The sequence below is a fragment of the Bacillus sp. FSL L8-0152 genome (assembly GCF_038006365.1).
Lineage (GTDB): Bacteria > Bacillota > Bacilli > Bacillales > Bacillaceae_G > Bacillus_A > Bacillus_A cereus.
In genome coordinates this window covers 1,731,374-1,755,501 of the sequence record NZ_JBBOVB010000001.1, presented here as the reverse complement: position 1 = coordinate 1,755,501, position 24,128 = coordinate 1,731,374, and the positions used below count along the sequence as shown (strand labels likewise).

Here is a 24,128-nt window from a genome sequence, read left to right as displayed (position 1 = left end):
GATTTTATTTCTAAAACAACGAATATATCTTACTATACGATATAAAAAAGGGGATTTATTATTATGAACAACATTAATCAACATTGGGAGAGCATTTATTATCACTTACGATACGAATACGAGGACAACCTTTCCCACCAAGCAATTCGTATTTTACAAATCGTTTCTCGTGAGAAAGATATAACAATTGGAAAAGTCGCTACTGAGCTTAGTCTTTCTCATAACACAGCGTCTGAACATATAAAACGCCTTATTCAAAAGGGTTTCATCGTTAAAGAGAGAAATAAAAAAGATGAAAGAGTGGTAAACCTTACTTTAACAATTGAAGGAATTGAAGGATTAGAAAAACATACTTTACTAGATAAAGAAAAGATAAAAATATTAGAATCACAGTTATCAAAAGAAGAACAACAATTAATTGAAAAAGCATTTTCGTTATTAGCGAAGGAGGCAAAATATGCATTTCCTCGTTAAAGTAATCGTTTCGGCACTTATTATTGGCATTATCACTGAAGTCGCTAAACATTACAGTACGATAGGTGGCTTTATTGCTGCCCTTCCTCTCGTGAGTTTACTTAGTCTATTTTGGATTTCATTCGAAGGCGGAAATAAACAAGAATTGAGTCAATTTGCTTTAGGGGTATTATATGGATTCCCCGCATCAGCACTACTATTATTTATCGTCTATATTGGTTTAAAAAATTCATTTACACTTAGTACATCTGTCCTACTTGGTATAGGTGTTTGGTGTATCGTTTTTGCTTGTCAAAAATTATTTCAAGCTTAGGAGGAATTAACATTCATAAATTTGTAGAAATAATGGGGCAAAATATAGAAGTACATATAAAAGGAATTGGTAAACAAACTGTAGTCATTCAAACCGGAATGACTTGCTCATTTTATGATTGGTTTCCTATTATAGAAAAGCTTTCAGAGCACTTTACAGTCGTTTCATACCATCGCCCAGGTTACGGAAAAAGTGATTTAGGCAATCAGCCGCGTACAATAAGGCAAGTTACAAAAGAGCTACATATGTTACTAAACAAACTAGCTATTCAAGAGCCATTTATTCTAATCGGTCATTCCTATGGAGGATTATGTGCACAACATTTTGCGATGTTACATGAAGATAAGCTGCAAGCACTTATTTTAGTTGATTCTACTTCGATGAACTTACACCGTTTAGATGAACTTCATTTACCAATTTCTGATCAAACTGATTCTGATGATGTTTGGTTTCAAAAATATAATATATATTCCAAAATGGATGTAGACACACTTTATAATGAACTAAAACCTATGCTCACCGATCAATCAAAACAGCAAATTGAATTCTCTACCTCGCCTTCATTATATAAAGCGACAGCTTCTGAACTATCGGAGTGGAAAAACTGTGCTCTCTCACTAAAAGAGCTATGTAAAACATTAGAAATACCATTAATCGTTATCGGTAGAGATCCTCAATATTCTATTACTCAATTGACTAATGGCGGCATGCCTAAAGAGGAAGCAACACAACTTGAAGCAATGTGGCAAGAACTAATTCACGAACAATTACACCTCTCAACTAACAACCAATATATTCTTGCCGAACATGCGAGTCACGGTATAGAAAATGATCGACCAGATATTATTATTGAGGCGATTCATTTCTTACAAATAAAAAAAGGAAGCAACTAAAGCTGCTTCCTTACTTATCTATTCATAATCTTCTTCATCATCGATTTCTTCGTAATATGAACTTCCATTACTTACATATATAGGGCCATTCGCAACATCAATACGTAGTACCCACGCCCATGGCACAGCTAAACGTTTATGTATCGCTCGCCAAAAGCTCATTGATTTTCTTTCGTACTCCTGGAACTCCTGAAGTAACTCTTTGTAGGAGGAACCGTCTAACTGAATATTTGCTTCTAACAAACGAGAATGGGCATAGTACTGTAACTCTAGTTCAGCAGCAATTTCCATTTCTTCTTCCGTTGCCATACCAATAATTGTTCCATCTTCTGGTGCAATTTCATATACGTTTTGAACTTCAATAAGCCCTTCTTTCTCTTTCTCAAACATGTAAACAGCCTCCTTTAACATATATTTTTTATGTTACAAAGTCATACTTCTACAATAACTTCTCTCTTTCCTCTTTTTTTGATAAACTTTTACAAAATATTTAACCGATGACCTGTTTTCTCTATTCTTTCAGCAGAAATGAAACGATTTTTATCAAAATTTAATTTATACACATCAGGCATATGAAGTGTTTTCCAAAACTCTAAATCATATTTCGAATTAAAATAATTCATGAGTAATACCATAATATTTCCATGCGTACCTATTACAATATTCTTACCTTCATATTGTTTTAATATATTTTGCATACATATTACAGCGCGCCTTTGTGCGACATCATTCGATTCTCCGCCTTCGTATGCAAAACTCCAATCTTCCCACACATTCTGCATAGCATCATTAAAATTTGATACCGGCTCTGTGCTCAATAATCTTTCACGCAAATCTTCTTCTGTTTGTATTGATAATTTATATGTATTCGCAATTCCTTGTACAGTTTGGATTGCTCTTTTATACGGGCTAGAAATCACAACATCAATATGTTTATCTTTTAATAAGCGTGTTACATTCTCTGCATCTAAGTACCCTTTTTCAGATAAAGGTCGCTCCCGTTCTTCTTTTGTATAGGTAGAATGGGCATGGCGAACGAAATAGATTGTTGTCATTTATTCATCTCCTTTTTCCGTTTCTACCCAAATTCAATACATTACCATCAAATCCCTTTACCTTTATAATAAGTGCTTTCAAATTTAAATGTTGATTTTCATATTAATAAAAGGGAAACACCCCATATGGTGTTTCCCTCATTTAAAATAGACTACATTCAATTAAATACTTTATCAATTTTATTTCTATCGTATTCTAATATCCAATCATTATATGTATTATAAATATCCCTAATTGTATCAGGAGAGGTAGCTAATACATCACAACCTCTATCATCATAAACGTGAAATATAGTATTCTTGTTAACATTTATAAAATACACCCTATGAAAAATACTCGGTTTTATTCCCATATCTTGATTACAAATTGCTTTTAGCATAGGAATGTATGTAAAGTCAGAGATTTTACATTTCAAAGTATATCTATGTGTTTTATATGCTCCATCTTCATCTTCTTCTTCTGGAAAAACATAAGGGATTGTATTTTTCTGTAACTTAAACAAATCGGACTTCTCTTTGACATACTTAGAAAAGATATTCAATTTCTGTTTGAAAATTTCACCGTTTGCATAGTCATTTACATCCACTACAATATAAATATCATCTTTTGTTGAATGTAAAGACTGAAATAAAGTAATCGTCCTTTTATAAACGCCTTCTAAATATAGACAATTTTCATAAATGTTATTACAATCATAGTCCACACCTAATCTAAAACGAATACCAATATCCCAATTATAAAATAGAGGTGGTCTAAGTTCTAAATTCGGAAACGTTTCAAGCATATACTCATTCAACCTCATCTCAATACCTACCTTTAATAGCATGTTGTTTACATAATAAAATTATTTTATTATAATTTATTTCTAAACTCTTCATCTGTTATAGCATCTTGAATAAAATAATTTATATTATTTCTCAGCTTTTGATATACAACTTGATCTTCTATATCGTTAAACATAATTACAACTTCTACTTTATTCCCTTTCTTATCTGTAGTATACAAGCTTTTTGTCAATACGAATGCGGTAGAACCACCTTTTTGCCCCGCAAATTCTAACTTACTATTATTAACTGTTCCTTTGAAAATATTCTCGATTTCTTCTTGCATTAATTTAGGAAAATAATTTCTACTATTTATTTTTCCCATTATACTCATATAATCTTTAGCGTTTGCACTCACTAATCGATCTGACCAAATTCGCTGAAATTCCATATCTACCTTTAATGGAATTTCACGTTTTTTCCATTCTTCTTCACCTTTCATCCATTCATGAATTTGTAACACATGTTTATTATACTCATCCTTTGACATGTTACGTATCATTTCTAATGATTGATTTTCTGGCTTATGAAGCTCTTTTTCTACATACCCTCTCATATATAGTGAAGCTGTATACGAAGAGAACTTATCATGACTAGTAAGCTCTAACTCTTTTATACTTTCATTTACTCTTTCTATTCCAAGCTTATCTAACAAATATGTTGTATTTGCGTTAGAACTATAATGAATCATTCCTTTAGCGACTTCTTCTAAAGCGATTTGTCCATTTTTCACTAATTCTCTCGCTTTGGCATCTTCTAACCAGTTAGGATGTGCTCCACCATCAGTATCTTTAACGTAATATTTTTCTAGCTCGTGCAATGAAATTTGTTCATCACGACTTATTTTTCCTTCTGACACTTGCTTAGCAAATTCAACTGCTATTACGATTTTTGCCGTACTCGCTAATGGCAATTTTTTATTTTCATTTATAGATGTTAATATCTCACCATTTTTTCTAATCAGTAATGAACATGTCTCATCGTCTTTATGTTCTTTTATATAGGTTAATACGTAATCAGAATCTTTTTTTGACAAATAATACTTCATTATGACAAAGAAAGCTATAATTGCTACTATAATCACTCCTGCAACAATTCCTATAATCTTTAATATGTTCACAATATACCTCCTCTAACAAATTTCCTTCTATATCATAATTATACCGAACTAAATTACAAAATTATACAAAACAGAATAACTCTTCCTACACATAAAGAATTATTATTTTATTTCACACTGTATTGCACGAAAAAATCTCATGAATATGTCTAACATTCACATAACAAAAAAACATGCTTTCATGATGAGAGCATGTTTTGTGATATTCTTCACATTGTTTCGTTAAAAAATTATCTTTTTATTTACCATGATGTAACATTAAATCACTAAGTTCTTCTTCAATGTGATTTAATTTCGCAACGCCTTCTTTCCATTTATGAATATAACGTGAAACCCCAACGAAAAACAAAACAATAATTGTGGAAAGAATAATACCATATACGATTGCTACAGTACTCATAGTTACACTTCCTTATAATTAGTAATGTGGTTATTAGTTATATTTTTATTATAAACCTTTTTCTTTTAAAATACTTCGATTTCAACTTTTTGTAACAAAATTGATTTTTCTAACATTTCGTTCGTAAAAATGGCATATTTTTCACAAATTATACAAAACTTCACCATATGTACTATTACCATATGAGTTATATTATTAAATAGAATAAAGGGGATGATATACTATGACGACTTGGTTTATTGTGATGTTAGTTGTATTTGGAGCATTTAAAATTATCGTTTCTAGCCTTCCTAACACTGTTATTGAATCCATTATTAGCAAGTACGAAACACATCCACAACTTGACGAAGAGAATGTGACTATTACAATTCACGGAAATAACGTAGAAGGCGAAAAGAAATCAAAAATTATTCATGATTTTAACGCAGGTTTATTTTTAGATCGCTATTATGCACCACCCCATAATGAAGGCACTCCTTTAATTATCAATGCAAAACGTGGTAAAAAAGATTTCACATTTTATATTTACAGTCATGAAGAGCATGTTGATGTTGTAAAACAATATAAAAAGAAGGTAGTTGCTTATAGTTTACGCTCTAAAAATCTTCAAAACAGTGATATGTTCGTATCAGCTGATTTGTATAGTGATAATAAAGTTATTGAATTTTGACTAAAAAAGATAAGAGCCTTACTACATTCTATATGCAGCAAGGCTCTTTAAAGTTGTTTCAAATTATATCCATCTGCTTATGTAATGCTTAAAAAATGAATAATAAAGTTGTTTACTTCTTATTAAACTAACGCCCCCGTTAGTTTAAGTGTAACTCTTCACAATTATTTGATATTATATAGATAAACAGAAATATAAATCAGAATTTAGTTTATAGTTATAAAAATAAGTTATTTATACCCTTATAATTCTTCAGAAAGGAGAGTGTATGAAAAAGACTATTGTTTTTGTATTAACGATATTTATATTATTCTCAGGATTCGCAACACAAAGTTATGCGTTGTCAGATTCGAAATCTGTGGCAATACAAGCATTGCTAGATGATGCCTGTCGTACGTCAGGTGTGCCTGGAATGTCACTCTCAATACTTGCTGATGGTGAAGTGTTCTACTTTTCTTCTGGGTATGCAGATCTTGAAAAGGGACTGTCTGCAAGTGAAAATACACTCTATGAGTTGGCCTCGGTGAGTAAAGCTTTTACTGGTATGGGGATTTTGCTATTGGAAGAGCAAGGGCTGCTATCAATGACTGACCCTATCCAAAAATATTTACCTTGGTTTACGTTAAAGTATCAAGGTAAACCTGTTGATATGCAAAACCTTACACTAAATAACTTTCTTCACCATACCAGCGGCCTAACAAATATTAGACATCTTCAAAATATTCCACAAGGTAATACGCCTGATATGTTGCAAAAGACCGTGGAAACGCTGGTAGATGCAGAATTGGCGTTCTCTCCCGGTGAACAATATAACTATGGAACCGTTAATTATGACGTATTGGGTTTGGTTATTGAGATTGTATCACGACAAAGCTATGAAGACTTTATGAAGGAGCAGGTATTTATACCCTTAGGTCTTCACCAGACGTATGTTTATAAAGAAGATGCTCAAGCCACTGGACAGTTAGCACAGGGCTACCGTTCTTCCTTTTTTATAACAACTCCATTTAACGCTCCGGATTATGCTGGGAATAAACCTGCCGGCTATATCATTTCTAATACAAAAGATATGGCGCGTTGGATGGGCATACAGATGGGTATTGTGCAGGACATACCCGAAATATTTCACAGGGCTATCGAAAAATCACATAGGGGTGATATGTCTGTTTCGGCTGTCAATGATATGTATTATGCGGCAGGTTGGTCGGTAAACGCCGAACAAACGTTTATAGAACACACTGGGGGTAATCCAAATTTTAGTACCAAAGTAGCCATACTGCCAAATGAAAGAACAGCCATCTGCTTACTGAGCAACGGCGCAAATACCAATATAAACCTGGTACTAAAAGTTAAAAATATATTACACGGCAATCTAACTCAGTCATATGAGATAAGCGGCACACAGCTTTTGGACATCATTTTGTCGTCTACCACAATTATTCTTTGCCTATTAGCCGTTCTGTTATTTTTCTTAGGATTAAGAAAAAGGAAAACGAATGAGCAGCAGCCAATGACAAAAAAGAGAACAATCGTAACAATTATTTTCCTAATCGCTACGATTGCCCAGTGTATAATGTTTTTTGCCCTCGATTGGTCAACGATACTTATTTGGCAAACATATAGTGTTCTTACAGCTTTAATTTCGTCAACATTATTAACAGCAAGCATTACTTGGTTTGTATATACTCACCGATTAGATGCCTCGTTCCGAAAATAAGTATAATGTTAAGTAAATAAATCCTAATTTATCGATATTTTTAATTTAAAAAACAGAAGACACTTCTCCTAGTTAAACCCACTTGCTATTTCTTCCACTAACCTGCCTCGTTAGTAGAAGAAGGATTTTTAAACAACTATATTATTTTTTAAATGACTTTATTGTAAATTAAACAACTTTATTATCTCTGTACATGATTTAGCTTAATACTCATATATAAAAAGGAATCCACGAAATATGGATTCCTTTTTTCTCATTTACTGAAAAATAAGCTCTGTCTTTAAACTATCTTTCGGTAACAACCAGTCTTTTTTCTCTAAACTCCCCATTAATAATTCCCTTTGTTTTGTCGCAATACTTTCTTCATTTGTTTTAAATGACACTTCTATTACGAAGTCCTCTTCTAATTTCCCAGTATTACTTAATGGCCAAATTTCAATATTTGCTTTTATGTTTTCAAACTCTCCTGTATATCGCTTCATTAATACAGGACCGTAAATACGGGAATTCTTTAACATCTCTTCTCCCCAATTTGTATACAACCATTTGTTCATTTTCCCTGGTAATTTTTCTATTAACATGTTTTGAGCAGCTTGTTCATTTGGTAAATCAAGTATCCCATATCCTTTAGCACTGTAACTTTTCTTATTTGAAATGCTTAATGTTTTCTTCTCAAATCCCCAATCTATTTCCGCCTCATAACTATCCGTATTACTATCGAATCCTTCTTTTTTAGCTACTTCTAGTGCATCTTGAATTACACCATTTTGAATAGGATATCTTTTTTTATATGTTAGTTCAAAATCTTTACTAAATTCTTTCTTTCGAATTCTAGCAAACCAACCTTCATCACTTAAACTTTTATTTGCAGTATCTAAAAATTGCACTTGTATTCTTTCATATTTTGTACCAGCCTGGAAATGTTCTAGCACCTCTTGCTTCATCTCTTTGTTATAACCTAATACTTGTTCTGGCTTTAATAATAACTTCACTTCAAAACTAGGTTTCATTGGACTAGCAGTAAACCCTTCCTTAACGTTATAAAGGAAACAACAAAAGAAAATGCTTACGAATACAAATACTTTTTTCATATACCTATCCCCTTTGTATTTTAAATGACTTCTATACGTTCCATTGCAAGTGAATATACATTTTCATATCCTGCTGTACTTAGCTTTTGTTGTAATCGATCTGTATCCTCTTTCAAAGCGTGTACTAGCACCGTATGTTCTGGTAATAATGTATTTAACATCTCTTTAACATCTCTTATACTTTGGTGAACTTTATACGGAACTCGATTCACCCTACATGTACTCCTTACAGGTTCTTTCATAACTCTTTCTGCAAAACTCCCTTTCGCAATGTGCCCAGTAAAAATAACGGCATTCCGCTTTTCATTCCGAAGCTGTTCATAGCATAACTGTGCTCGTTTCGTTTGCATATTCGCATCACTCATTACAACTATTCCGTAACTATTTTGCATACTAATATCATTATCCATCACTATTATGTTTCTTTTTAAACTCTCCATAATCCATTTAAATTCTTCATTATTTTTTATCCAATCTTTATATACGAACATCTCTTCAAATCCAGCCAAGATTTCTTTATCTACTATAAGCGGAAATTCTTTATATCGTTCATATAAATACAATACTATATCTTGCGCCCTACCAAGTTGTGGCAGCGGTAATAATGCTATTCCTTTATTCTGCATAACTCGTTCAATTTCTGCACATAGATCGTCTAATCTTTCATTTTGCGAAACATCATCTGTGTGATAAGCGGCATCCACAATTGCGACTTTTATATTATGGCCCAATTTCTCAGGTAAATTAGCTCGTAGTATATTAGACTCTGCTGAATAATCGCCTGAATAAAATACGTATGTATTACACATATCAACTAAAAACCAAACAGCTCCCAATACATGCCCACTATATCCCCATTGAAACCGCAATGTAGGAGTAATTTGTACCCATTCATTTGGATTACTAATCTCATCAATACATACATAATTTAAATCTTTTATGTGTTGGTCGCTATAAGGTAAATCCCACCCTTGCATCACATTATAGTTTCTCCATTTTTCATAATATAACGGCAGTTGCTCCTTCGTATAACGAGTCGTCCAAATTTTTTTCTTATAGCCATACTTCGCTAATAAAGGTAAACCCATCGTATGATCTTCATGGATATGTGATAAAAATACCGCATCTAAAAATGGAACAGCTTCTCTCTCTATTTTTGGATAACTATCCTCATAAGATCGATTAATACCACAATCAAATACTATTTTCACCTCTGTATTTTTTACAAAATAGCAGGAGCGACCGTACTCTCCTGCTCCTCCCCACACTTCCACTCTCATCATGCTACCCCTTTTCGCTTTTGCTCCATATGTTGCAGCAGTAATAAGCACATTGTTGTAAGTCCAACAGAAACAACGGCCATCGCCATGCCTATAGATACTTCACCCTGTTCAAATTGAGCAAAAATAAACGTTGCTGACGTTTCTACTGATGGAGGTAATACGAGAAGCGATGCTACTAACTCTCTTATCGAAATTGTAAATGTCATCGCCCATCCAGCAAGAATGCCTGGGATAATAAGAGGCATTATTATTTTTCTAAAAATATAAATATAATTTCCAGAAAAAACACTTCCTGCCTGCATGAGAGAATCATCAATTTGTCCGAGTGATGATTTTACATATTGCACCGTGTAAGGTAAAAACAGAACAACATACGTTACGATAACCATGATTGGTGTATTGTAAATTGACATAGGCATATATGGTGAATTCCAAAATAGAATAAGACCTACAACCATAACGATTCCTGGTACCATATTCGGTAACATACCGCACATATCAAGCCATTTTTCAGAGGTTTTTTTCCCCTTTCGAATCATAAGTGCCAAAAAGACTCCAATCATTACCGCGATAATCGCTGTTACGAGTGAAAAAAGAAAACTATTCCATAAAGCCTCTAATCCCGGAGATCCTATTGTAAACAATGCCTCATAATGGCTTGTTGTAAAGTTATTTACATGTAAACCGCCGCCTCTTAATTTTGACAAAGAAGCAATAATTATAGAAAAGTATGGAATTCCAATTGATACTATTAATAAACCAATTACATACATCCATGCTACAACGCGCGTAAATATAGACAAAGTATATCTTTTAGATTTCACACCTTTTCCACTAACCATTGCATATGAATACTTTCGATTCAATACATTTTGCATATACCAAATAAGCATACAAGCACTAAGTAATAAAGAAGATAATGCTGTTGCACTACTAAAATCAATTGGCCAACTCGAAATAAATTTATGGATTTCTGATGTTAACACGTGGAATCCTATTCTACGTCCGAATGTAGCCGGTGTTCCAAATTCAGCAATCGTCTTTACGAAAATGAGTAAAGCACCCATTACATAACTTGATACTAATAACGGCAATATTATTTTTCTTAAACGATAGAAAAAACTTCCGCCATGAACTGCTGCAGCTTCTTCTTTACTACTCCCAATCTGAAGTAACGTGTTTTTCAGCATGAAATAAAGGAATGGGAATAAATGCAGACTCATAATTAAGACCATACCTCCTAAACTAAAAAACGATGATGAAACTGTCTTTAGCATCGGAAAAAATTGTTCAAAATAGCCGTTAGGTTGCATGAACAAAATCCAGCCCATTGATCCAATATACGGCGGTGTCATAAATGGAATCATAAAAACAATATCTAACTTACTATACTTTCCTACATCTGTTTTGCTCATAATAAACGCCAATGGAAATGCAAATATTGTAGCTCCTATTACAACGAGTACACCTAGAAGCAGCGAATTCAGAAAAATCCCAGCTAATCCACCACTCTGCATCACTTCAAAAGGCTTTAAAAAGTTCCAACTGCTATTTTCATATATACTAGAAAATAAAATAAGAAAAAGGGGAATGACGATTAACATCGCCACAAGCAATAACGCTACCGTCATTCCAACTTGTCTTACTGATACGAATCGATTTACCATGGAATCACCATCTTATTGAAATACTTTCTTAAATTGTTTTCCTATTTCATCTTGCTCTTTCTCAACTGTTTTCCAATCAATATTTAATACTGGAATCTCTTCTACATTTGGTCTATTTTCAGCTTTTATATCTGTTCTACCAGGCAATAAATACGCTTTAGAAACTTGTTTTTGTACATCATCGGATAATAAATAATCAATAAACTCTTTTGCGCCTTCTACATTTTTACTATCCTTCATAATCCCCGCTGCGCGTGGACTAATAACTGTTCCGCTTTTTGGATATACGATATCAACAGGTTCACCCTTTGCTTTTGCGCTGTACGTCATATAATCAACACCCGCAATTACCATATCTTTCGCACCTGTTACAACTGGGTCTAACGCTTCCTGATTTGCTCCTGCTACTGTAACTTCATTTTTCTTAAGTTGTTCAAATAAATTCCATCCATCTTTTCCATTCTTTTTCACATATCCAGTTACAAAGTCTAAAGCTGAACCTGAAAGTGCTGGATCTGGAAGATTCACTTTTCCTTTCCATTCCCCTTTCGTTATATCGCTCCAATCTTCAGGCGCTGTCTTCACATTTTTTGTATTGTACACAATCCCTAATGCTGAAGCACTATACCCGAAATAATGTCCTTTATCATCTGACCATTCAGAACGCAGCTTATCAGCTTGTTTCGCTTCTTTATAAGCTAACGTTTGACCCTCTTTCTTTAATCCTTCCATCGCTGGTAATGATGCAAGTACGACTACATCAACGACTGGATTTTGCTTTTCAGCTTCCATTCTGGCTAAAATTTTACCAGTTGTCCCTTGAAACATTTCCACCTTTATACCAGTTTTCTTTTCAAAGTCTTTTTGAATTTTTTCTGCTAACCCTTTTGGCCCTGCACTATATACAACAATTTTCTTTTCAGTCGTATTTTTACTTTTTGCATCTGCATTGCCTGTCTTTGAACTACACCCTGTTACTACAGCCGAAAATAATAAAGTACATACAAATAAAGACTTAAGCGAACTGAATTTCTTCATACGATTCTCCCCCTATATGATGAATACATTTTTTTGGCACATATAACGATACTGGTTTACCGATGCTTAATTTACTATTGTGATAAGCTGTCCATATTCCGAGTGCCCCCATGTTTACTTTTATTTCATACCGTTCTCCTACATATGTAACGTGCTGAATTTCACCTGTATACATTTCGCACACTTCATTTTTCGTCCAGCTCACATGCTCTGGACGAACCATTTTTTTACCCTCTACAAGCCAATTCGCCTTACCAACAAATTTGGCAACAAATTCATGAGACGGTTTCACATAAATATCTTCCGGTGTTCCTTTTTGTAATACTTCTCCTTGTTTCATGACAATAATTTGGTCTGACATTGACATTGCTTCTGTTTGGTCGTGAGTGACATACAGTGCAGTTAAACCAATGGAATGAACGATATCCATAAGCTCTATTCTCATTTCTTCTCGCAAAATTGCATCGAGTGCACTTAGCGGTTCATCAAACAAAATAAAATGAGGTTTTGTTACAATTGCTCTAGCGAATGCGACACGTTGTTGCTGTCCACCAGAAAGTTCGTGTGGATACCTTTTCTCCATACCTTGCAGGCGAACTCGCTTTATCGCATCTTCTACTTTTTCTCGCAATTGATTCGTTTGCTTTGTAGCTCTTAAACCAAATGCAACATTTTCAAAAACAGTCATGTGCGGCCATAAAGCAAAATCTTGAAATACCATACCGATATTCCGTTCATGAGGAGATGTCTTTATCTTTTTTGCAGCAGAATACATGCACTGGTTTCCAAAATATATTTCTCCCTTATCCGGTTCTTCAAGCCCTGCTATCATTCTAAGTAAAGTCGTTTTCCCACATCCCGAAGGTCCTAAAAGTGTAGTAAATTCCCCTTGTTTCATTACAATCTGCAACGGCTTTAACGCCTGTATTTTTCCAAATGTCTTTTCTAATCCACTAATTGTAATATCCATTGCTTCACCTCTCTCCCCTCATTCTTAACCTGCTTTCATTCTATATGGAAGATTTATACTGAATGTTAATGTACTGTAAAGATTAAATTAAAAAACTTCTAATAAACTATTTATTTCTATAGATTTTTTCTATAGTTAAAATAAAAAAGGCGGCAATTCATAATGAATCTCTTAAAATTAGAAATTGTAGTACTTATTAAGAAATACAAAAAGCTTACAATCGTTGCAGAAAAACTTGGCGTTAAACAACCAACTATTACATTTCATATAAAAAGCTTAGAAGAAGAACTCGGTGTATCTCTATTCGAATTACGTTCTGGAAGGTATTTCTTAACAGAGGCTGGTGAGGCTTTGCACCATTATGCTTGTAAAATAGATGCGCTTATGAAAGAAGCTAGACGTGTCACGCAAGAGTTTAAAGATTTTCATAAAGGTGCTATAACAATCGGCGCTAGTTATGTACCAGCGACTTATCTTTTGCCAGAAGTCGTTCATCAATTTCAATGTGAATTTCCCAATATAAAAATAACGCTACTAGTGAAAACAGCCCCTGAAATTCGAATGATGCTACAAAATCACGAAATCGATCTTGGGATAATTTCCGCTGCTCCATTTGATGAACCACTTTTAAAACAAACGAATATAATGCCCGATACACTTGTTCTTGCCTTTTCCAAAGAACATCATTTTTCAAAGAAAGACAATGTATCGTTACAAAATATCGAAAAGGAACGCATACTATTGCATCGTAATCCATCTACAACGAGAGATTTACTTACACAATGGACGTTAGCGCATAACATTACATTCCAATCAGAAATTGAATTAGACTCATTAGAAACGATGAAACAAATTTTAAAATATGGTAATGGAATTGCCTTGATTTCTAAACTTGCTATCGAGCAAGAAATACAACGAAATGAGCTATGCTATATACCAATCCCTGAATTTGAATTTCAGCGTAATATTTATACGATTCATCATGAGGACAGATGGAATTCTAAAATCATTTCTTTTTTACTACAGAGCATCACTTCATTTGCAACAAAAAATTAAAAGGCTGTCGTTATGCACGACAGCCTTTTAAACTATAAATCTATTTATTTTTCTTTGCCTCAATTTTTGCTTGCGCCTCTTCAGCCTTATCTAATGCTTCTGATACTTTCTTCTCTTTTTCTTTCACTTCATCTATACTATCGACAGCTTTAATAATTTTATCGATTCCTTCTTCTTCTACCTTTCTACGCTTTGCCACTCTTTCATTTACTTTCTCTTCCACATCTTTTGCTTTTTGAAGCATATTCTCTGCATTTGATGTTACAGCTTTTTCAAGTGCATCGTCTTTTTTCTTTTGTAACACTTCATTTGCAATGTCTTTCGCTTCTAAATACTTACCGTCTTTTAATGATGTTGCTCCGTGATCCATTTTCTCGGCCATTTCTTTATATGATTTCGCTTCATTCCCGGACTTCTCTTTTTCTGCTTTTTCAAACCACATTGCTGCATCACTATATTTTTCATCTTTCAATGATTGCATACCTGTTTCAATATATGTGTCATAATTGCTACATCCAGCCATTACGACTAATAGAAAAAGCATAACAAAACTTAATTTTTTCATGCTGTTGTCTCCTTTTCTTTGCAAGCTCACTTTACTTTAACATACATGAAAAAGAGTTTCAAAAACTAAAATACCAATTTAGTCATTTTTATAATAATAAGTCAAATTTTTATTATTTTCTTATTTTTAAGCGGACACATCTACTTGTTTTTTCGCCATATGTTGCTTTACTCCAACTAATACAACTAACAATAACCCTCCGCCTATTGTCATCATAACAATGCTAGTTGGCAACATATCTAATAGTAGTCCATATACAATCATACCAAGTGGTGCGATTGCAGTCGCAATTGTTTCAAGTAGGCCAAACACACGCCCTAGGTAGCTCGGATCTGTCGTTTTTTGCATATGTACTTGCATTGGAATGTTTACAATCATAATTGCTATACCAGTTAACATCATAAAAGCAATATAGTAAATAAAACTTGCTACTTTTGGAATGACAACTAACAACGGAAAGACTGTACATAAACTTAAACCTGCAAACAAAAACAGTCCAGTATAAATAGAACGAAATGGATTATTCACTTCTTTACGCACTGATAAAGCAATCGCTCCCATTAGCATCCCGACTGCTAACATTCCCTCTACAGTACCGAGTTGCCTTGAAGATAAATGCAATGTATGGACGATAATGTACGGAAGTGCAACTGTTAGACCACACGCAAAAAAGTTTACCCACAATGCTATTTTCATTAAACCATATATTTCACGTTGTCTTTTTACATATAAAAAACCTTCTTTTATACTCGTCAAGAAATGCTCTGTACTTTCAGCCACTTCTTTTTTATATAAATCAAATACGATAAATAATTGCAAAATAACCGCTAAAAAGAACGTAATGCTATTTAATAGGAAAACGATTTAATTGAAAAGAAACCATATACAACTCCGCCAATAATCGGTCCTAAAATATTTGATAAAGAAGCCGCCGTTTGATTTAAAGCACTCGCTTTTTGAATACGTCCTTCATCTACTAAACTCGGAATAGACGAAGTTAATGCAACAGAATAAAAACTTGCACAAATTGATAATAATGCTGCTGAAATATAAATAAAAAGAAGTGATGGCCCAAATATAGTAGCAAGAATAAACATACTAAGCATCGTTAAACTACTTAATAAATCAGTACCAATGACAAGCCATTTTCGATTCACACGGTCTGCTACAGCACCAGCAATTGGGCCACAGATCATCCTTGGAAGTGATCCGCAAACGAGCGTAATTGCAAACCCCATCCCTGAACCAGTAGTCTTTAATACATATAACCCCATTGCGAACGTATAAATACCTGCGCCTAATAAAGACGTCATTTTTCCAATCATCATTAAAATGATATTTCTAGTTGCAATCTTCATTCTTGAATCATGTTGTCCTATACTTATATCTCCCATTTTTGACTCTCTCCCCTTAAAAGTTAAATTGTGTTAAACTTATTATATAATCAACTTTCCAATTTCCACAACAAAAAGTTAAATACAATTAAACTTTTTAAATATAAAGGAGCAATAATATGGCAACTCTCGGTGAAAAAATTAAAGCATTACGAAAAGATAAAAAGCTTACGCAAACAGCACTGGCAGGTTCGGAACTGACAAAAAGTATGCTTAGTCAAATTGAAAATGGAAAAGCTACACCTTCTATGAAAACATTACAATATATTGCGGAAAAACTTGAATGTGAAACTAGCTTTTTATTAGAAGAAGATGAAGAAGAAATTGTGGAACTCATTCAAAAAATGGAGCCATTAATAAAATCAAATAAATGCGATGAAGTATACAAGACTTTACTACCTATCGTTCAAAAAGAACTATCCCTTACTTTAAACACAGCACGTTTATATAAACAATTCATAACTGGAGCGGCCATTATGAACGATTATAATATTGAATATTACGTTGAAACAGCTGTTTCTATATTTGAAAAATATACTTTGTATCGTGAAAGTACCGAAACGAAATTACTGTTTTACTATATGCTCTACAAACGGAAAAAATATAAAGAATGTTTACAGTTGATTACCAAAATTCGCGATGAATATAAAACGAAGAATTTAGAAATGGATCTTATTACACATATACAATTATATTTAAAAGAAGCAATTATTTTACTCGCATATGGTAATTATGAAAAATGTGAAAAAATCATTTTAGATGCACTTGCATTTTCAAAAAAACATCAAGTGTATTATAAAACAGATGAATTTTACCGTATTTTATCTTATCAAAAAATCATTACAACCGATAAAGAACGATATTTATATTACATAAAAAAATCGGAGCAATTTTCCATTTTTACAGAAGATACTTTATCCGCTGCAAATATAGATATATTAAAAGCTTATTACTACAATACCGTTACAAATGAATATACAATTGCATTAGAACATTTAGAACAATTCCGAGAAAAACTAAAAGATGTACCGATTTTTCAAGAAGATGGATTGTATTATCTTGAAAAAGGAAAATCTCTGTATGGTTTAAAACGGTACGAGGAAGCTTTGGAAACATTAAAACGTGCTAATATTCCAGATTATATGAGTCATCCACTTGATCAGTCATGGTTATTAACAGCTGGCTCATATCGTGCCCTGTGTCATATAGAACTTCAAGATAAACCAGCTGCTCTGAAAGAAGCAAAAGAAGCAGTTCAAACGATAGATGGTTATCCTGATTCCATCTTTTCTTCATTTATTAAAGAAACATTACAAATAATACAAAAACTTTAAGAATGTCTCTAAATGGTATATTATTCCTCTTTTTTAGCAAAGATAATAATGATGGGAGGAATATAAATGAATATACAACGTGCAATAGAGCTTTCTGTGTCAGCGGAACAAGCCAATGTCAGTTTTCAAGGCATGCCTGTTATGATTCAACACGTCGATGAAAGCAATGAAACCGCCCGCATATATGAAGTAAAAAACCCAGGACGCGAATTAACTGTTCCAGTTAATAGCTTAGAGGAAATATAAGAAATGCCACTTCTCTTTTGAAGTGGCATTTTTCTTATTTCAGATTACTTATTATAAATTTCTTCAATCTTTTATTTTACATGAGCTGAAAAAATAAGAATTTTCTACTTCTTTTCTTTTTATGACCTGCTAAAATACAAACTATGGATTAATTATTCGTACTATACATTAAGGAGGAAAAATAATGGCATCTAATTTAGAAAAAAACAAGCCTTATTATGCAGTTATATTCACTTCTAATTTATCAAATGATACAACAGACTATAATACCGTTGCCGGAAAAATGGAGGAACTTGCAAAGCAACAACCTGGATTTTTAAGTGTAGAAAGTGCACGAGGTAATTCTGGACTCGGAATAACAATTTCTTATTGGGAATCACTTGATGCAATTGAAAATTGGAAGAAGAACACCTTACATAAAGAAGCGAAAAAAAGAGGTCGTGAGCAATGGTATGAAAACTTCCACCTGCGTATCTGCCTTGTTGAGAAAGAATTTAAGTTTCATAGAGGTACTTTATAACTATGAACAAAAAAGTAGCTCTCATTGTTGTTCATGAAATATATGGTGTGAACGACCATATGCATAACGTTACCAACCACTTTACTTCATCTCATATAGACGTATTCTGTCCTAATCTTCTACAATCGCAACATGCATTTCATTATCGTGATGAAGAAAAAGCATATGAACATTTTATAAATCATATTGGATTTGATTATGGAAAAAAGCAAATTGAAGAATTCATTTCTCATCTTTCTAGTAGTTATACACATATTGGACTTATCGGCTTTAGTGTTGGAGCTACCATCTCATGGCTATGTAGTAACAATCCGAAAATAAATTTTATTATCGGATGTTACGGTTCTCGTATACGCGACTATGTTCACATAAAGCCTACATGCGCTACACTACTTATATTTCCTGAAAAAGAAGCTAGTTTTTCAGTATCCTCTTTAATTCAAACATTGCAGCAACAAAATAATCCTTTATTAGAAATAAAACAACTACACGGTGAACATGGATTTCTAAATCCGTACACTGAAAAATATAACAGGCACTCTACAAAACAAGCATACAATTTAATAGATTCATTTCTTGTAAAGTGAAACTTCAATCAGTGGGGGCATCCCCCACCTAATCTCTTTTCTTACGTTGAGTTTTAAGGTGTGGGTCTTACTGCCCATGCGTGATAAAAACAATCTTATAAAGGAGAATCAAATGACGCTGACATTACTCTTACTTGTTTTCATACTCATTGCCTTTATCTCAGCGCTAACTATCATTTTTAAAACCGTAAAAAAAGGATATTTTTCAACCGCCCCTACTTACAATCTATTATCATTTGCATTTTATTTTTTACAAATTGGATCTTATATGTAACAACTTTTTATTCGTTACTCCCCGAGAAAGTTAGCGAGTTCATATTCCTGCCCATTTGGTTTTTCCTTTGTATTTTAGGATTTATCGCTTTTTGGCACGAATGGAGAAATAATCGTGTGTTCTCGATATGTATTGGTTTTCTTTCCTTTATTAGTTTTCTATTTTGGTTATTGTTGTTAGTTCTTTCGGGGATGTAATAGAAGAAGGAAGAAAAGCCAACTTTCAACTTTTCTTCCTTCTATGTTTACCTTTAGCTTTCACTGTCACTGATTCACAAGGTGTATAATATATTTGAGGCGTCGCCTTATCAACAAACATCATAAATGTAATAAAACCGAGAATAAAGAAAATAAACAACGTTAACAAAATTGCTCCTATCGTTAAAAGTATCATAACACCACCCCTATATTTTTCATGTTATTACACTTTTCGCTATTATATGAGCGTAATCCTTTTTAGAAAAAGAAACGTAACAAAATAATCACAACCACTCCCGTTAATACTGTACCTAATAAACTACGAGTATATATCGCTACAAGAAATGTTGGAATTGCTGCAATAAGATAATCCCACTGCATCGTCTCATGCATAAATAAAACTTGTGCTAAAAGCGCTGCTAATATCGCAATTGGTATGTAATTTAACCATTTTAAACCCCAGTCAGGAATTTGTAGTTTGCTAAATACGAGTAGAGGTAAAATACGTGGCACGAGTGTAACAGCTCCTGCTGCTAGTAAAAGTAATAATACATCTAATCTCATTTCCATCTTTCAATCACCACTCCAATCGTCGCAGCTAGTAATGTTGCGATAATAACCGCTATACTATCTGGCATAAATAGGTGTGAAACGTATGCGATAATAATCGCTACAATTGCAACACTTAAATGAATTACTAGTGTTGGTTTACTACTTATAAGCTGAAGAACAAATAATCCGATAAACATCGCTGGTAATGCATAATCCATCCCGTATGTATGTGGATCTGGTATCCACTCACCAAACAGCCCACCAATAATAGTAGCAAGAATCCAATTTAAATACGCTGTTACGTTAAGCCCAATCATCCACCTTTCACCTAAATATCCTTTTTGCGCTGCATGCTGCACTGCAACGCCGAAAGTTTCATCTGTAATTTGAGAACCGATGATTAAGTTTTTAAATAGAGGAATTTTCGTAAAGTACGGTGCAAGCGCTGCGCTCATTAATAAATGGCGTAAATTAACAAAAAATACAGTGAAAATAATTGCGGAAGCAGGAGCACCGGCTGCATACATACCAGCTAATATAAATTGGGCAGAACCTGCATAAATTAAAGTGGACATAAATGCAATTTCAATGATAGAAAAACCTGCTGTTTTTGCAATTACACCAGCTGCTATACCGATGCTCAAATAACCAAATACAGTTGGTAAACAATCTTTTACTCCTTGCTGAAATGTATCATCGCTCTGCAAAGCTACATGTGCCTCAGCTTTACTCATCCTTATCATCCTCCATTCCTTCTAAAGTTCGTTTTCCTGTTACGACATGAACTAAATCTATATTTTCACGCCATAACGTATCTAACTTATCAGCTCCAAATTCCTTTGTGATTTCTTCAACCATAATATCGTGCCGCACATACTCTGTCGCAACGAGAACTAGCGCTGGGTCATACGTTGTAACGGCCCATGAAGTGCTATCATTTGAGAAGTTCGCAATTAATACTTCCTCTCCATCACGAGCAATAACAGTTAAATGACCACCCATTCTCTTTTCAACAACGTGGGGCGTCATATAATTATGGTGAAACGTCGCTCCTATTTTTGTTTCTGGAGCTCCAAATAAGATTGAAAATATATGTACGCCTTCCTCTTCCTTTTGATGAATGTATGGCTCAATTTCATGCACTTGTTCTTCCCATACAGAAATCCATAATTCTTCCTTTGCCCTATTAATTATATTGCATATTTCTTTTAAAACACGATCATTTGAGCGAATATGCGAAATTACATCTATTTGTCGCTCTTGTTCTAAACAATTTAATTTCTCATCTAAAAATTCAAAGGACTTTTCAAAGTCTTTTCGCATTCGATTCATTAATTCGGTAGCTGGTACTGGTACATATTTAACTGGTTCAGAAGGTACAATATGCACCGCTCCTTTATCCATTAACTTACCGAGTACCTCGTAAATCATAGAACGAGGTACTCCTGTTTGTTTACTCACTTCATAGCCTGTTACTGGGGAGTGTTTTAACAATCCAATATACGCTTTACATTCATACTGGGAAAATCCTAACTTTTGTAATTCCTTTATAATTTCATCCATCGGTAACCCCTCACAATCTAAATCGCCCTTACTTCAAAACGACGATTTTGCTTCCCTTTACTTTTTACTTTATCAATAACAAGTGTTCCTATTTCACTCGTATTTTTCACATGTGTGCCTCCACAAGCTTGTTCGTCTAAATTTTCAATTGTAACAATGCGGATTTCTTGGATAGTCGTTGGCAGGAGATTTATTGCTGTTTTAATCATTCCTACAGCATTTTCTGCTTCTTCGCGGCTCATATAGCGAGTGGAAATTTCTTTATTTTGCTCAATAAGTTTATTCACTTCCTCAACAATTTCTTCTACTTCCACGCTCGATAACTCTTGTAACTCATTAAAATCGATACGTGCTTTATCAGGATAAATTTGGTTTCCGGTGCATAGTGCTCCATACTTTTCATAAACAACAGCTCCGATAAGATGCAGTAAAGAGTGATGACGCATTAAATTATGACGTCTTTCCCAATTAATCTCTAATTTAACTGGACCTAATTTTACTTGAGCTTCATCTTTTATATAGTGAACTATTTCTCCCTGCTCGCTCTTTACTTTTTCAACTTCAAATACAGACCCATCTTGTACAATGACACCCGTATCACATTCCTGCCCTCCACCAGTTGGATAAAAAACTGTTTCTTTTAGAAATACTTTATTCCCTTCTACTTTTATCACTTCTGTTTCGCAACTCGTTTTGTATGCATCTTCTAAATATAATGCCGTTGTCATACTCTCACCTCTTTAGTAGTTATAGTTATACCTACTAATATAAAAAATAACATTCATACAGTCAACTTATATTTCAGAATTTTTAATTTTAAATAAAAAAAGCCTTTTATAATAAGGATTTTTTCTACATATTATTATTTATTTTAACTGTAAAGTATTTAATATGTTCCCCGCCAAATGCTCCCGTAAAGTACAACCTGTATACTCTTCCCTAAATACACCCGCCTTCACAAATAAAGGAATGACTTCACTAAAGAATAGATCTAGTGACTTTGGAGGTCCTCCTGGAATAGCAATAAATCCATCTAACGCTCCGGCTTCAAACCTATCCATAATTTGCTTCGCAACGTCTTGTGGTGTACCAACCGCAACCCAATGAGCCGATCCAACAACTTCTGGTCGTTCTAGTATTTGTTCAACTGTTGGTTCATTTTTAATAATGAAGTTCCGTAATAACTCGGCATGAGTTTTACTACGTACAGTTTGATCCCGACTTGGCAGCATCTCTTCTGTAATTTTACTTTCTAACGGAATCCCTCTCGCATCTAATCCGAGAACCATTTCAAGTAACGTATATCTCTTCTCTTTTGTGAGATGTTGATGAGCTTGTCTATGCATTTCTAACGCTTCTTCATATGTATCACCTATAAAGAAATATAATCCAGGTAATACACGTATAGCATCTTGCTTGCGGCCATGCTGTTCTGCTCTTCTTCTTAAATCTTGACGAAGTTCAATTCCTGACTCTACATCTGGCGTTGCGGCAAAAATTGCATCAGCAACAGAAGCAGCAAAATTCCGACCAGACTCTGAAGCACCGGCTTGAAATAATGGCATTTCTCCTGATATATGCTGCGGAATATTAAGTGGACCTTTTACCTTAAAGTACTCACCATTATGCTCAATAGGCTTTACCATCTCTCTAATAACATCAGGATTATCTACTTTCAATACTTCATTAGGGTGACTCCTCCAAAGTTTTCTTACTAACTCTGTACATTCTGCCGCTTTCGCGTATCGTTCCTCAGATGATGGCATCCCTTCCTCACCAAAGTTTTCAGCACCGTCAATGGATGTAACAATATTCCACCCTACTCGGCCGTTACTAATCCAGTGTAACGATTGTAATTGCCTTGCTAATATATATGGTGGATAAAACGAAGTTGAAGCAGTTGTAACGACTCCAATTTTTTCTGTCGCATAAGCAATAGCAGTAAACAGTAACGTCGGGTCTAAAATGACATTCCCTTTATTACGAGCAATTAAATCTGGGTGCGCCACTAAATAATCGGCTTTAAAAACAAAATCTAACTTAGCCTTTTCTGCCTGTAGTGCCAACTCTACTTGTTCATCAATTCCGGAATTAAACTCATTCTCTTGTTCTTTCTTTCTAGAAATTAAACATAATCCAATGCAAAGTTGATTCTTTGTAGACATATATACACCATCCCCTTGTTTTTAATTCACTTAGTTAAACAAATATTGCTGTCATTATGAAATTCTGTTCTTATGAAAATAGATAAAATGATATTGATAATCATTATCATTTTATGATGTAACTGTAATAAAAGCAATAACAAAAAAGACTCCCACTTT

28 protein-coding genes and 2 pseudogenes are annotated in these 24,128 nt (G+C 33.8%); 11 read left to right on the top strand and 19 right to left on the bottom strand.

Features of this window, described 5'->3' with window-relative positions:
- The first annotated feature begins 63 nt into the window (after positions 1-63).
- Genes MHH27_RS09000 through MHH27_RS08990 form a run of 3 tightly spaced genes read left to right on the top strand, consistent with a single transcriptional unit; the run spans position 64 to position 1,680 of the window.
- Positions 64-474, top strand: a complete 411-nt coding sequence (locus tag MHH27_RS09000; protein WP_001059782.1) for a MarR family winged helix-turn-helix transcriptional regulator — start codon at positions 64-66, stop codon at positions 472-474.
- Positions 458-787 carry a DUF3147 family protein gene (locus MHH27_RS08995; RefSeq protein WP_000545616.1) on the top strand — a complete coding sequence of 110 codons (330 nt, stop codon included), beginning with the start codon at positions 458-460 and terminating at the stop codon, positions 785-787. Before MHH27_RS09000 ends, MHH27_RS08995 begins: the two co-directional genes overlap by 17 nt.
- Positions 748-1,680 (top strand): alpha/beta fold hydrolase, encoded by a 933-nt coding sequence (locus MHH27_RS08990; RefSeq protein WP_141548268.1) that lies wholly within the window; start codon positions 748-750, stop codon positions 1,678-1,680. Before MHH27_RS08995 ends, MHH27_RS08990 begins: the two co-directional genes overlap by 40 nt.
- Before the next feature lie 18 nt (positions 1,681-1,698).
- Here MHH27_RS08990 and MHH27_RS08985 read toward each other — a convergent pair whose 3' ends face one another.
- From MHH27_RS08985 to MHH27_RS08960, 6 genes are all read right to left on the bottom strand, one after another.
- Positions 1,699-2,070: a hypothetical protein gene (locus MHH27_RS08985; protein ID WP_000461779.1), complete on the bottom strand. Its 372-nt coding sequence runs from the start codon at positions 2,068-2,070 to the stop codon at positions 1,699-1,701.
- Between the two features lie 89 nt (positions 2,071-2,159).
- Complete coding sequence (locus MHH27_RS08980) at positions 2,160-2,735, bottom strand: histidine phosphatase family protein (RefSeq protein WP_098250977.1); 576 nt, start codon at positions 2,733-2,735, stop codon at positions 2,160-2,162.
- A gap of 158 nt (positions 2,736-2,893) precedes the next feature.
- Complete coding sequence (locus MHH27_RS08975) at positions 2,894-3,520, bottom strand: DUF3885 domain-containing protein (RefSeq protein ID WP_340944818.1); 627 nt, start codon at positions 3,518-3,520, stop codon at positions 2,894-2,896.
- 68 nt (positions 3,521-3,588) lie between these two features.
- Positions 3,589-4,680, bottom strand: a complete 1,092-nt coding sequence (locus MHH27_RS08970) for a serine hydrolase (protein WP_098284401.1) — start codon at positions 4,678-4,680, stop codon at positions 3,589-3,591.
- Positions 4,681-4,918: 238 nt separating this feature from the next.
- A complete protein-coding gene (locus MHH27_RS08965; RefSeq protein WP_000108701.1) occupies positions 4,919-5,080 on the bottom strand; it encodes a hypothetical protein in 162 nt (53 codons plus the stop codon).
- A 65-nt stretch (positions 5,081-5,145) separates the two neighbouring features.
- Entirely contained in the window at positions 5,146-5,262 is a 117-nt protein-coding gene (locus tag MHH27_RS08960; RefSeq protein WP_001987133.1) for a hypothetical protein, read from the bottom strand.
- Positions 5,263-5,303: 41 nt separating this feature from the next.
- Between MHH27_RS08960 and MHH27_RS08955 the strand changes: the two genes are divergently transcribed.
- Complete coding sequence (locus tag MHH27_RS08955; protein WP_340942290.1) at positions 5,304-5,750, top strand: YfmQ family protein; 447 nt, start codon at positions 5,304-5,306, stop codon at positions 5,748-5,750.
- Between the two features lie 268 nt (positions 5,751-6,018).
- Positions 6,019-7,467 (top strand): serine hydrolase domain-containing protein, encoded by a 1,449-nt coding sequence (locus MHH27_RS08950; protein WP_097924287.1) that lies wholly within the window; start codon positions 6,019-6,021, stop codon positions 7,465-7,467.
- 257 nt (positions 7,468-7,724) lie between these two features.
- On the opposite strand, the gene MHH27_RS08945 is transcribed toward MHH27_RS08950, so the two are convergent.
- From MHH27_RS08945 to MHH27_RS08925, 5 genes are read right to left on the bottom strand one after another with little or no spacing between them, the layout of a single operon-like run.
- On the bottom strand, positions 7,725-8,558 hold the full coding sequence (locus MHH27_RS08945; protein WP_340942287.1) for a hypothetical protein: 834 nt from the start codon (positions 8,556-8,558) through the stop codon (positions 7,725-7,727).
- A gap of 20 nt (positions 8,559-8,578) precedes the next feature.
- Positions 8,579-9,841 carry an MBL fold metallo-hydrolase gene (locus MHH27_RS08940; RefSeq protein ID WP_142316418.1) on the bottom strand — a complete coding sequence of 421 codons (1,263 nt, stop codon included), beginning with the start codon at positions 9,839-9,841 and terminating at the stop codon, positions 8,579-8,581.
- The gene (locus MHH27_RS08935) at positions 9,838-11,508 is read right to left on the bottom strand and encodes an ABC transporter permease (RefSeq protein WP_340942285.1); all 1,671 of its coding nucleotides are present in this window, start codon (positions 11,506-11,508) and stop codon (positions 9,838-9,840) included. Before MHH27_RS08935 ends, MHH27_RS08940 begins: the two co-directional genes overlap by 4 nt.
- A 12-nt stretch (positions 11,509-11,520) precedes the next feature.
- Positions 11,521-12,546: an ABC transporter substrate-binding protein gene (locus tag MHH27_RS08930; protein ID WP_098235537.1), complete on the bottom strand. Its 1,026-nt coding sequence runs from the start codon at positions 12,544-12,546 to the stop codon at positions 11,521-11,523.
- Complete coding sequence (locus tag MHH27_RS08925) at positions 12,524-13,516, bottom strand: ABC transporter ATP-binding protein (RefSeq protein ID WP_340942282.1); 993 nt, start codon at positions 13,514-13,516, stop codon at positions 12,524-12,526. Before MHH27_RS08925 ends, MHH27_RS08930 begins: the two co-directional genes overlap by 23 nt.
- A 162-nt stretch (positions 13,517-13,678) precedes the next feature.
- Here MHH27_RS08925 and MHH27_RS08920 point away from each other — a divergent pair, with 162 nt between their 5' ends.
- Positions 13,679-14,572: a LysR family transcriptional regulator gene (locus tag MHH27_RS08920; protein WP_001050613.1), complete on the top strand. Its 894-nt coding sequence runs from the start codon at positions 13,679-13,681 to the stop codon at positions 14,570-14,572.
- A 40-nt stretch (positions 14,573-14,612) separates the two neighbouring features.
- Here the strand turns inward: MHH27_RS08920 and MHH27_RS08915 are convergent, their stop codons facing one another.
- Together MHH27_RS08915 and MHH27_RS08910 are read right to left on the bottom strand one after the other, a co-directional pair.
- Positions 14,613-15,137, bottom strand: coding sequence for a hypothetical protein (locus tag MHH27_RS08915; protein ID WP_340942278.1), 525 nt, complete (start codon positions 15,135-15,137; stop codon positions 14,613-14,615).
- A 126-nt stretch (positions 15,138-15,263) separates the two neighbouring features.
- Positions 15,264-16,531 (bottom strand): annotated as a pseudogene (locus MHH27_RS08910) (MFS transporter).
- A gap of 119 nt (positions 16,532-16,650) precedes the next feature.
- Here MHH27_RS08910 and MHH27_RS08905 point away from each other — a divergent pair.
- From MHH27_RS08905 to MHH27_RS08885, 5 genes and pseudogenes are all read left to right on the top strand, one after another.
- Complete coding sequence (locus MHH27_RS08905; protein ID WP_340942276.1) at positions 16,651-17,865, top strand: helix-turn-helix domain-containing protein; 1,215 nt, start codon at positions 16,651-16,653, stop codon at positions 17,863-17,865.
- Positions 17,866-17,931: 66 nt separating this feature from the next.
- Positions 17,932-18,111, top strand: coding sequence for an H-type small acid-soluble spore protein (locus MHH27_RS08900; protein ID WP_001025734.1), 180 nt, complete (start codon positions 17,932-17,934; stop codon positions 18,109-18,111).
- 184 nt (positions 18,112-18,295) lie between these two features.
- On the top strand, positions 18,296-18,631 hold the full coding sequence (locus MHH27_RS08895) for an antibiotic biosynthesis monooxygenase family protein (RefSeq protein ID WP_327637513.1): 336 nt from the start codon (positions 18,296-18,298) through the stop codon (positions 18,629-18,631).
- 2 nt (positions 18,632-18,633) lie between these two features.
- Positions 18,634-19,218 (top strand): dienelactone hydrolase family protein, encoded by a 585-nt coding sequence (locus MHH27_RS08890; protein WP_340942269.1) that lies wholly within the window; start codon positions 18,634-18,636, stop codon positions 19,216-19,218.
- 112 nt (positions 19,219-19,330) lie between these two features.
- Positions 19,331-19,689 (top strand): annotated as a pseudogene (locus MHH27_RS08885) (hypothetical protein).
- Positions 19,690-19,714: 25 nt separating this feature from the next.
- Here the strand turns inward: MHH27_RS08885 and MHH27_RS08880 are convergent.
- From MHH27_RS08880 to MHH27_RS08855, 6 genes are all read right to left on the bottom strand, one after another.
- Positions 19,715-19,885, bottom strand: coding sequence for a DUF3951 domain-containing protein (locus MHH27_RS08880; protein ID WP_000602245.1), 171 nt, complete (start codon positions 19,883-19,885; stop codon positions 19,715-19,717).
- A gap of 62 nt (positions 19,886-19,947) precedes the next feature.
- Positions 19,948-20,259, bottom strand: a complete 312-nt coding sequence (locus MHH27_RS08875; protein ID WP_000425944.1) for an AzlD domain-containing protein — start codon at positions 20,257-20,259, stop codon at positions 19,948-19,950.
- Positions 20,250-20,975: an AzlC family ABC transporter permease gene (locus MHH27_RS08870; protein WP_097912318.1), complete on the bottom strand. Its 726-nt coding sequence runs from the start codon at positions 20,973-20,975 to the stop codon at positions 20,250-20,252. The genes MHH27_RS08875 and MHH27_RS08870 overlap by 10 nt, the downstream gene beginning before the upstream one ends.
- Positions 20,968-21,804 (bottom strand): TrmB family transcriptional regulator, encoded by an 837-nt coding sequence (locus MHH27_RS08865; RefSeq protein ID WP_029441916.1) that lies wholly within the window; start codon positions 21,802-21,804, stop codon positions 20,968-20,970. The genes MHH27_RS08870 and MHH27_RS08865 overlap by 8 nt, the downstream gene beginning before the upstream one ends.
- A 17-nt stretch (positions 21,805-21,821) precedes the next feature.
- Entirely contained in the window at positions 21,822-22,532 is a 711-nt protein-coding gene (locus MHH27_RS08860) for an alanyl-tRNA editing protein (RefSeq protein ID WP_098250968.1), read from the bottom strand.
- Positions 22,533-22,670: 138 nt separating this feature from the next.
- The gene (locus MHH27_RS08855) at positions 22,671-23,969 is read right to left on the bottom strand and encodes an NtaA/DmoA family FMN-dependent monooxygenase (protein WP_097997239.1); all 1,299 of its coding nucleotides are present in this window, start codon (positions 23,967-23,969) and stop codon (positions 22,671-22,673) included.
- Between the last annotated feature and the right edge of the window lie 159 nt (positions 23,970-24,128).

Excerpts from the sequence above, each read along its gene's own strand:
- MHH27_RS08955 (WP_340942290.1), top strand. The coding sequence starts at position 5,304 with ATGACGACTTGGTTTATTGTGATGTTAGTTGTATTTGGAGCATTTAAA.
- MHH27_RS08855 (WP_097997239.1), bottom strand. The coding sequence starts at position 23,969 with ATGTCTACAAAGAATCAACTTTGCATTGGATTATGTTTAATTTCTAGA.
- MHH27_RS08920 (WP_001050613.1), top strand. The coding sequence starts at position 13,679 with ATGAATCTCTTAAAATTAGAAATTGTAGTACTTATTAAGAAATACAAA.
- MHH27_RS08995 (WP_000545616.1), top strand. The coding sequence starts at position 458 with ATGCATTTCCTCGTTAAAGTAATCGTTTCGGCACTTATTATTGGCATT.
- MHH27_RS08930 (WP_098235537.1), bottom strand. The coding sequence starts at position 12,546 with ATGAAGAAATTCAGTTCGCTTAAGTCTTTATTTGTATGTACTTTATTA.
- MHH27_RS08895 (WP_327637513.1), top strand. The coding sequence starts at position 18,296 with ATGGCATCTAATTTAGAAAAAAACAAGCCTTATTATGCAGTTATATTC.
- MHH27_RS08870 (WP_097912318.1), bottom strand. The coding sequence starts at position 20,975 with ATGAGTAAAGCTGAGGCACATGTAGCTTTGCAGAGCGATGATACATTT.
- MHH27_RS08980 (WP_098250977.1), bottom strand. The coding sequence starts at position 2,735 with ATGACAACAATCTATTTCGTTCGCCATGCCCATTCTACCTATACAAAA.
- MHH27_RS08880 (WP_000602245.1), bottom strand. The coding sequence starts at position 19,885 with ATGATACTTTTAACGATAGGAGCAATTTTGTTAACGTTGTTTATTTTC.
- MHH27_RS08935 (WP_340942285.1), bottom strand. The coding sequence starts at position 11,508 with ATGGTAAATCGATTCGTATCAGTAAGACAAGTTGGAATGACGGTAGCG.
- MHH27_RS08965 (WP_000108701.1), bottom strand. The coding sequence starts at position 5,080 with ATGAGTACTGTAGCAATCGTATATGGTATTATTCTTTCCACAATTATT.
- MHH27_RS08865 (WP_029441916.1), bottom strand. The coding sequence starts at position 21,804 with ATGGATGAAATTATAAAGGAATTACAAAAGTTAGGATTTTCCCAGTAT.
- MHH27_RS08890 (WP_340942269.1), top strand. The coding sequence starts at position 18,634 with ATGAACAAAAAAGTAGCTCTCATTGTTGTTCATGAAATATATGGTGTG.
- MHH27_RS08860 (WP_098250968.1), bottom strand. The coding sequence starts at position 22,532 with ATGACAACGGCATTATATTTAGAAGATGCATACAAAACGAGTTGCGAA.
- MHH27_RS08940 (WP_142316418.1), bottom strand. The coding sequence starts at position 9,841 with ATGATGAGAGTGGAAGTGTGGGGAGGAGCAGGAGAGTACGGTCGCTCC.
- MHH27_RS08875 (WP_000425944.1), bottom strand. The coding sequence starts at position 20,259 with ATGGAAATGAGATTAGATGTATTATTACTTTTACTAGCAGCAGGAGCT.
- MHH27_RS08915 (WP_340942278.1), bottom strand. The coding sequence starts at position 15,137 with ATGAAAAAATTAAGTTTTGTTATGCTTTTTCTATTAGTCGTAATGGCT.
- MHH27_RS08925 (WP_340942282.1), bottom strand. The coding sequence starts at position 13,516 with ATGGATATTACAATTAGTGGATTAGAAAAGACATTTGGAAAAATACAG.
- MHH27_RS08985 (WP_000461779.1), bottom strand. The coding sequence starts at position 2,070 with ATGTTTGAGAAAGAGAAAGAAGGGCTTATTGAAGTTCAAAACGTATAT.
- MHH27_RS08945 (WP_340942287.1), bottom strand. The coding sequence starts at position 8,558 with ATGAAAAAAGTATTTGTATTCGTAAGCATTTTCTTTTGTTGTTTCCTT.
- MHH27_RS08975 (WP_340944818.1), bottom strand. The coding sequence starts at position 3,520 with ATGCTTGAAACGTTTCCGAATTTAGAACTTAGACCACCTCTATTTTAT.
- MHH27_RS08950 (WP_097924287.1), top strand. The coding sequence starts at position 6,019 with ATGAAAAAGACTATTGTTTTTGTATTAACGATATTTATATTATTCTCA.
- MHH27_RS09000 (WP_001059782.1), top strand. The coding sequence starts at position 64 with ATGAACAACATTAATCAACATTGGGAGAGCATTTATTATCACTTACGA.
- MHH27_RS08900 (WP_001025734.1), top strand. The coding sequence starts at position 17,932 with ATGAATATACAACGTGCAATAGAGCTTTCTGTGTCAGCGGAACAAGCC.
- MHH27_RS08905 (WP_340942276.1), top strand. The coding sequence starts at position 16,651 with ATGGCAACTCTCGGTGAAAAAATTAAAGCATTACGAAAAGATAAAAAG.
- MHH27_RS08960 (WP_001987133.1), bottom strand. The coding sequence starts at position 5,262 with ATGGTAATAGTACATATGGTGAAGTTTTGTATAATTTGTGAAAAATAT.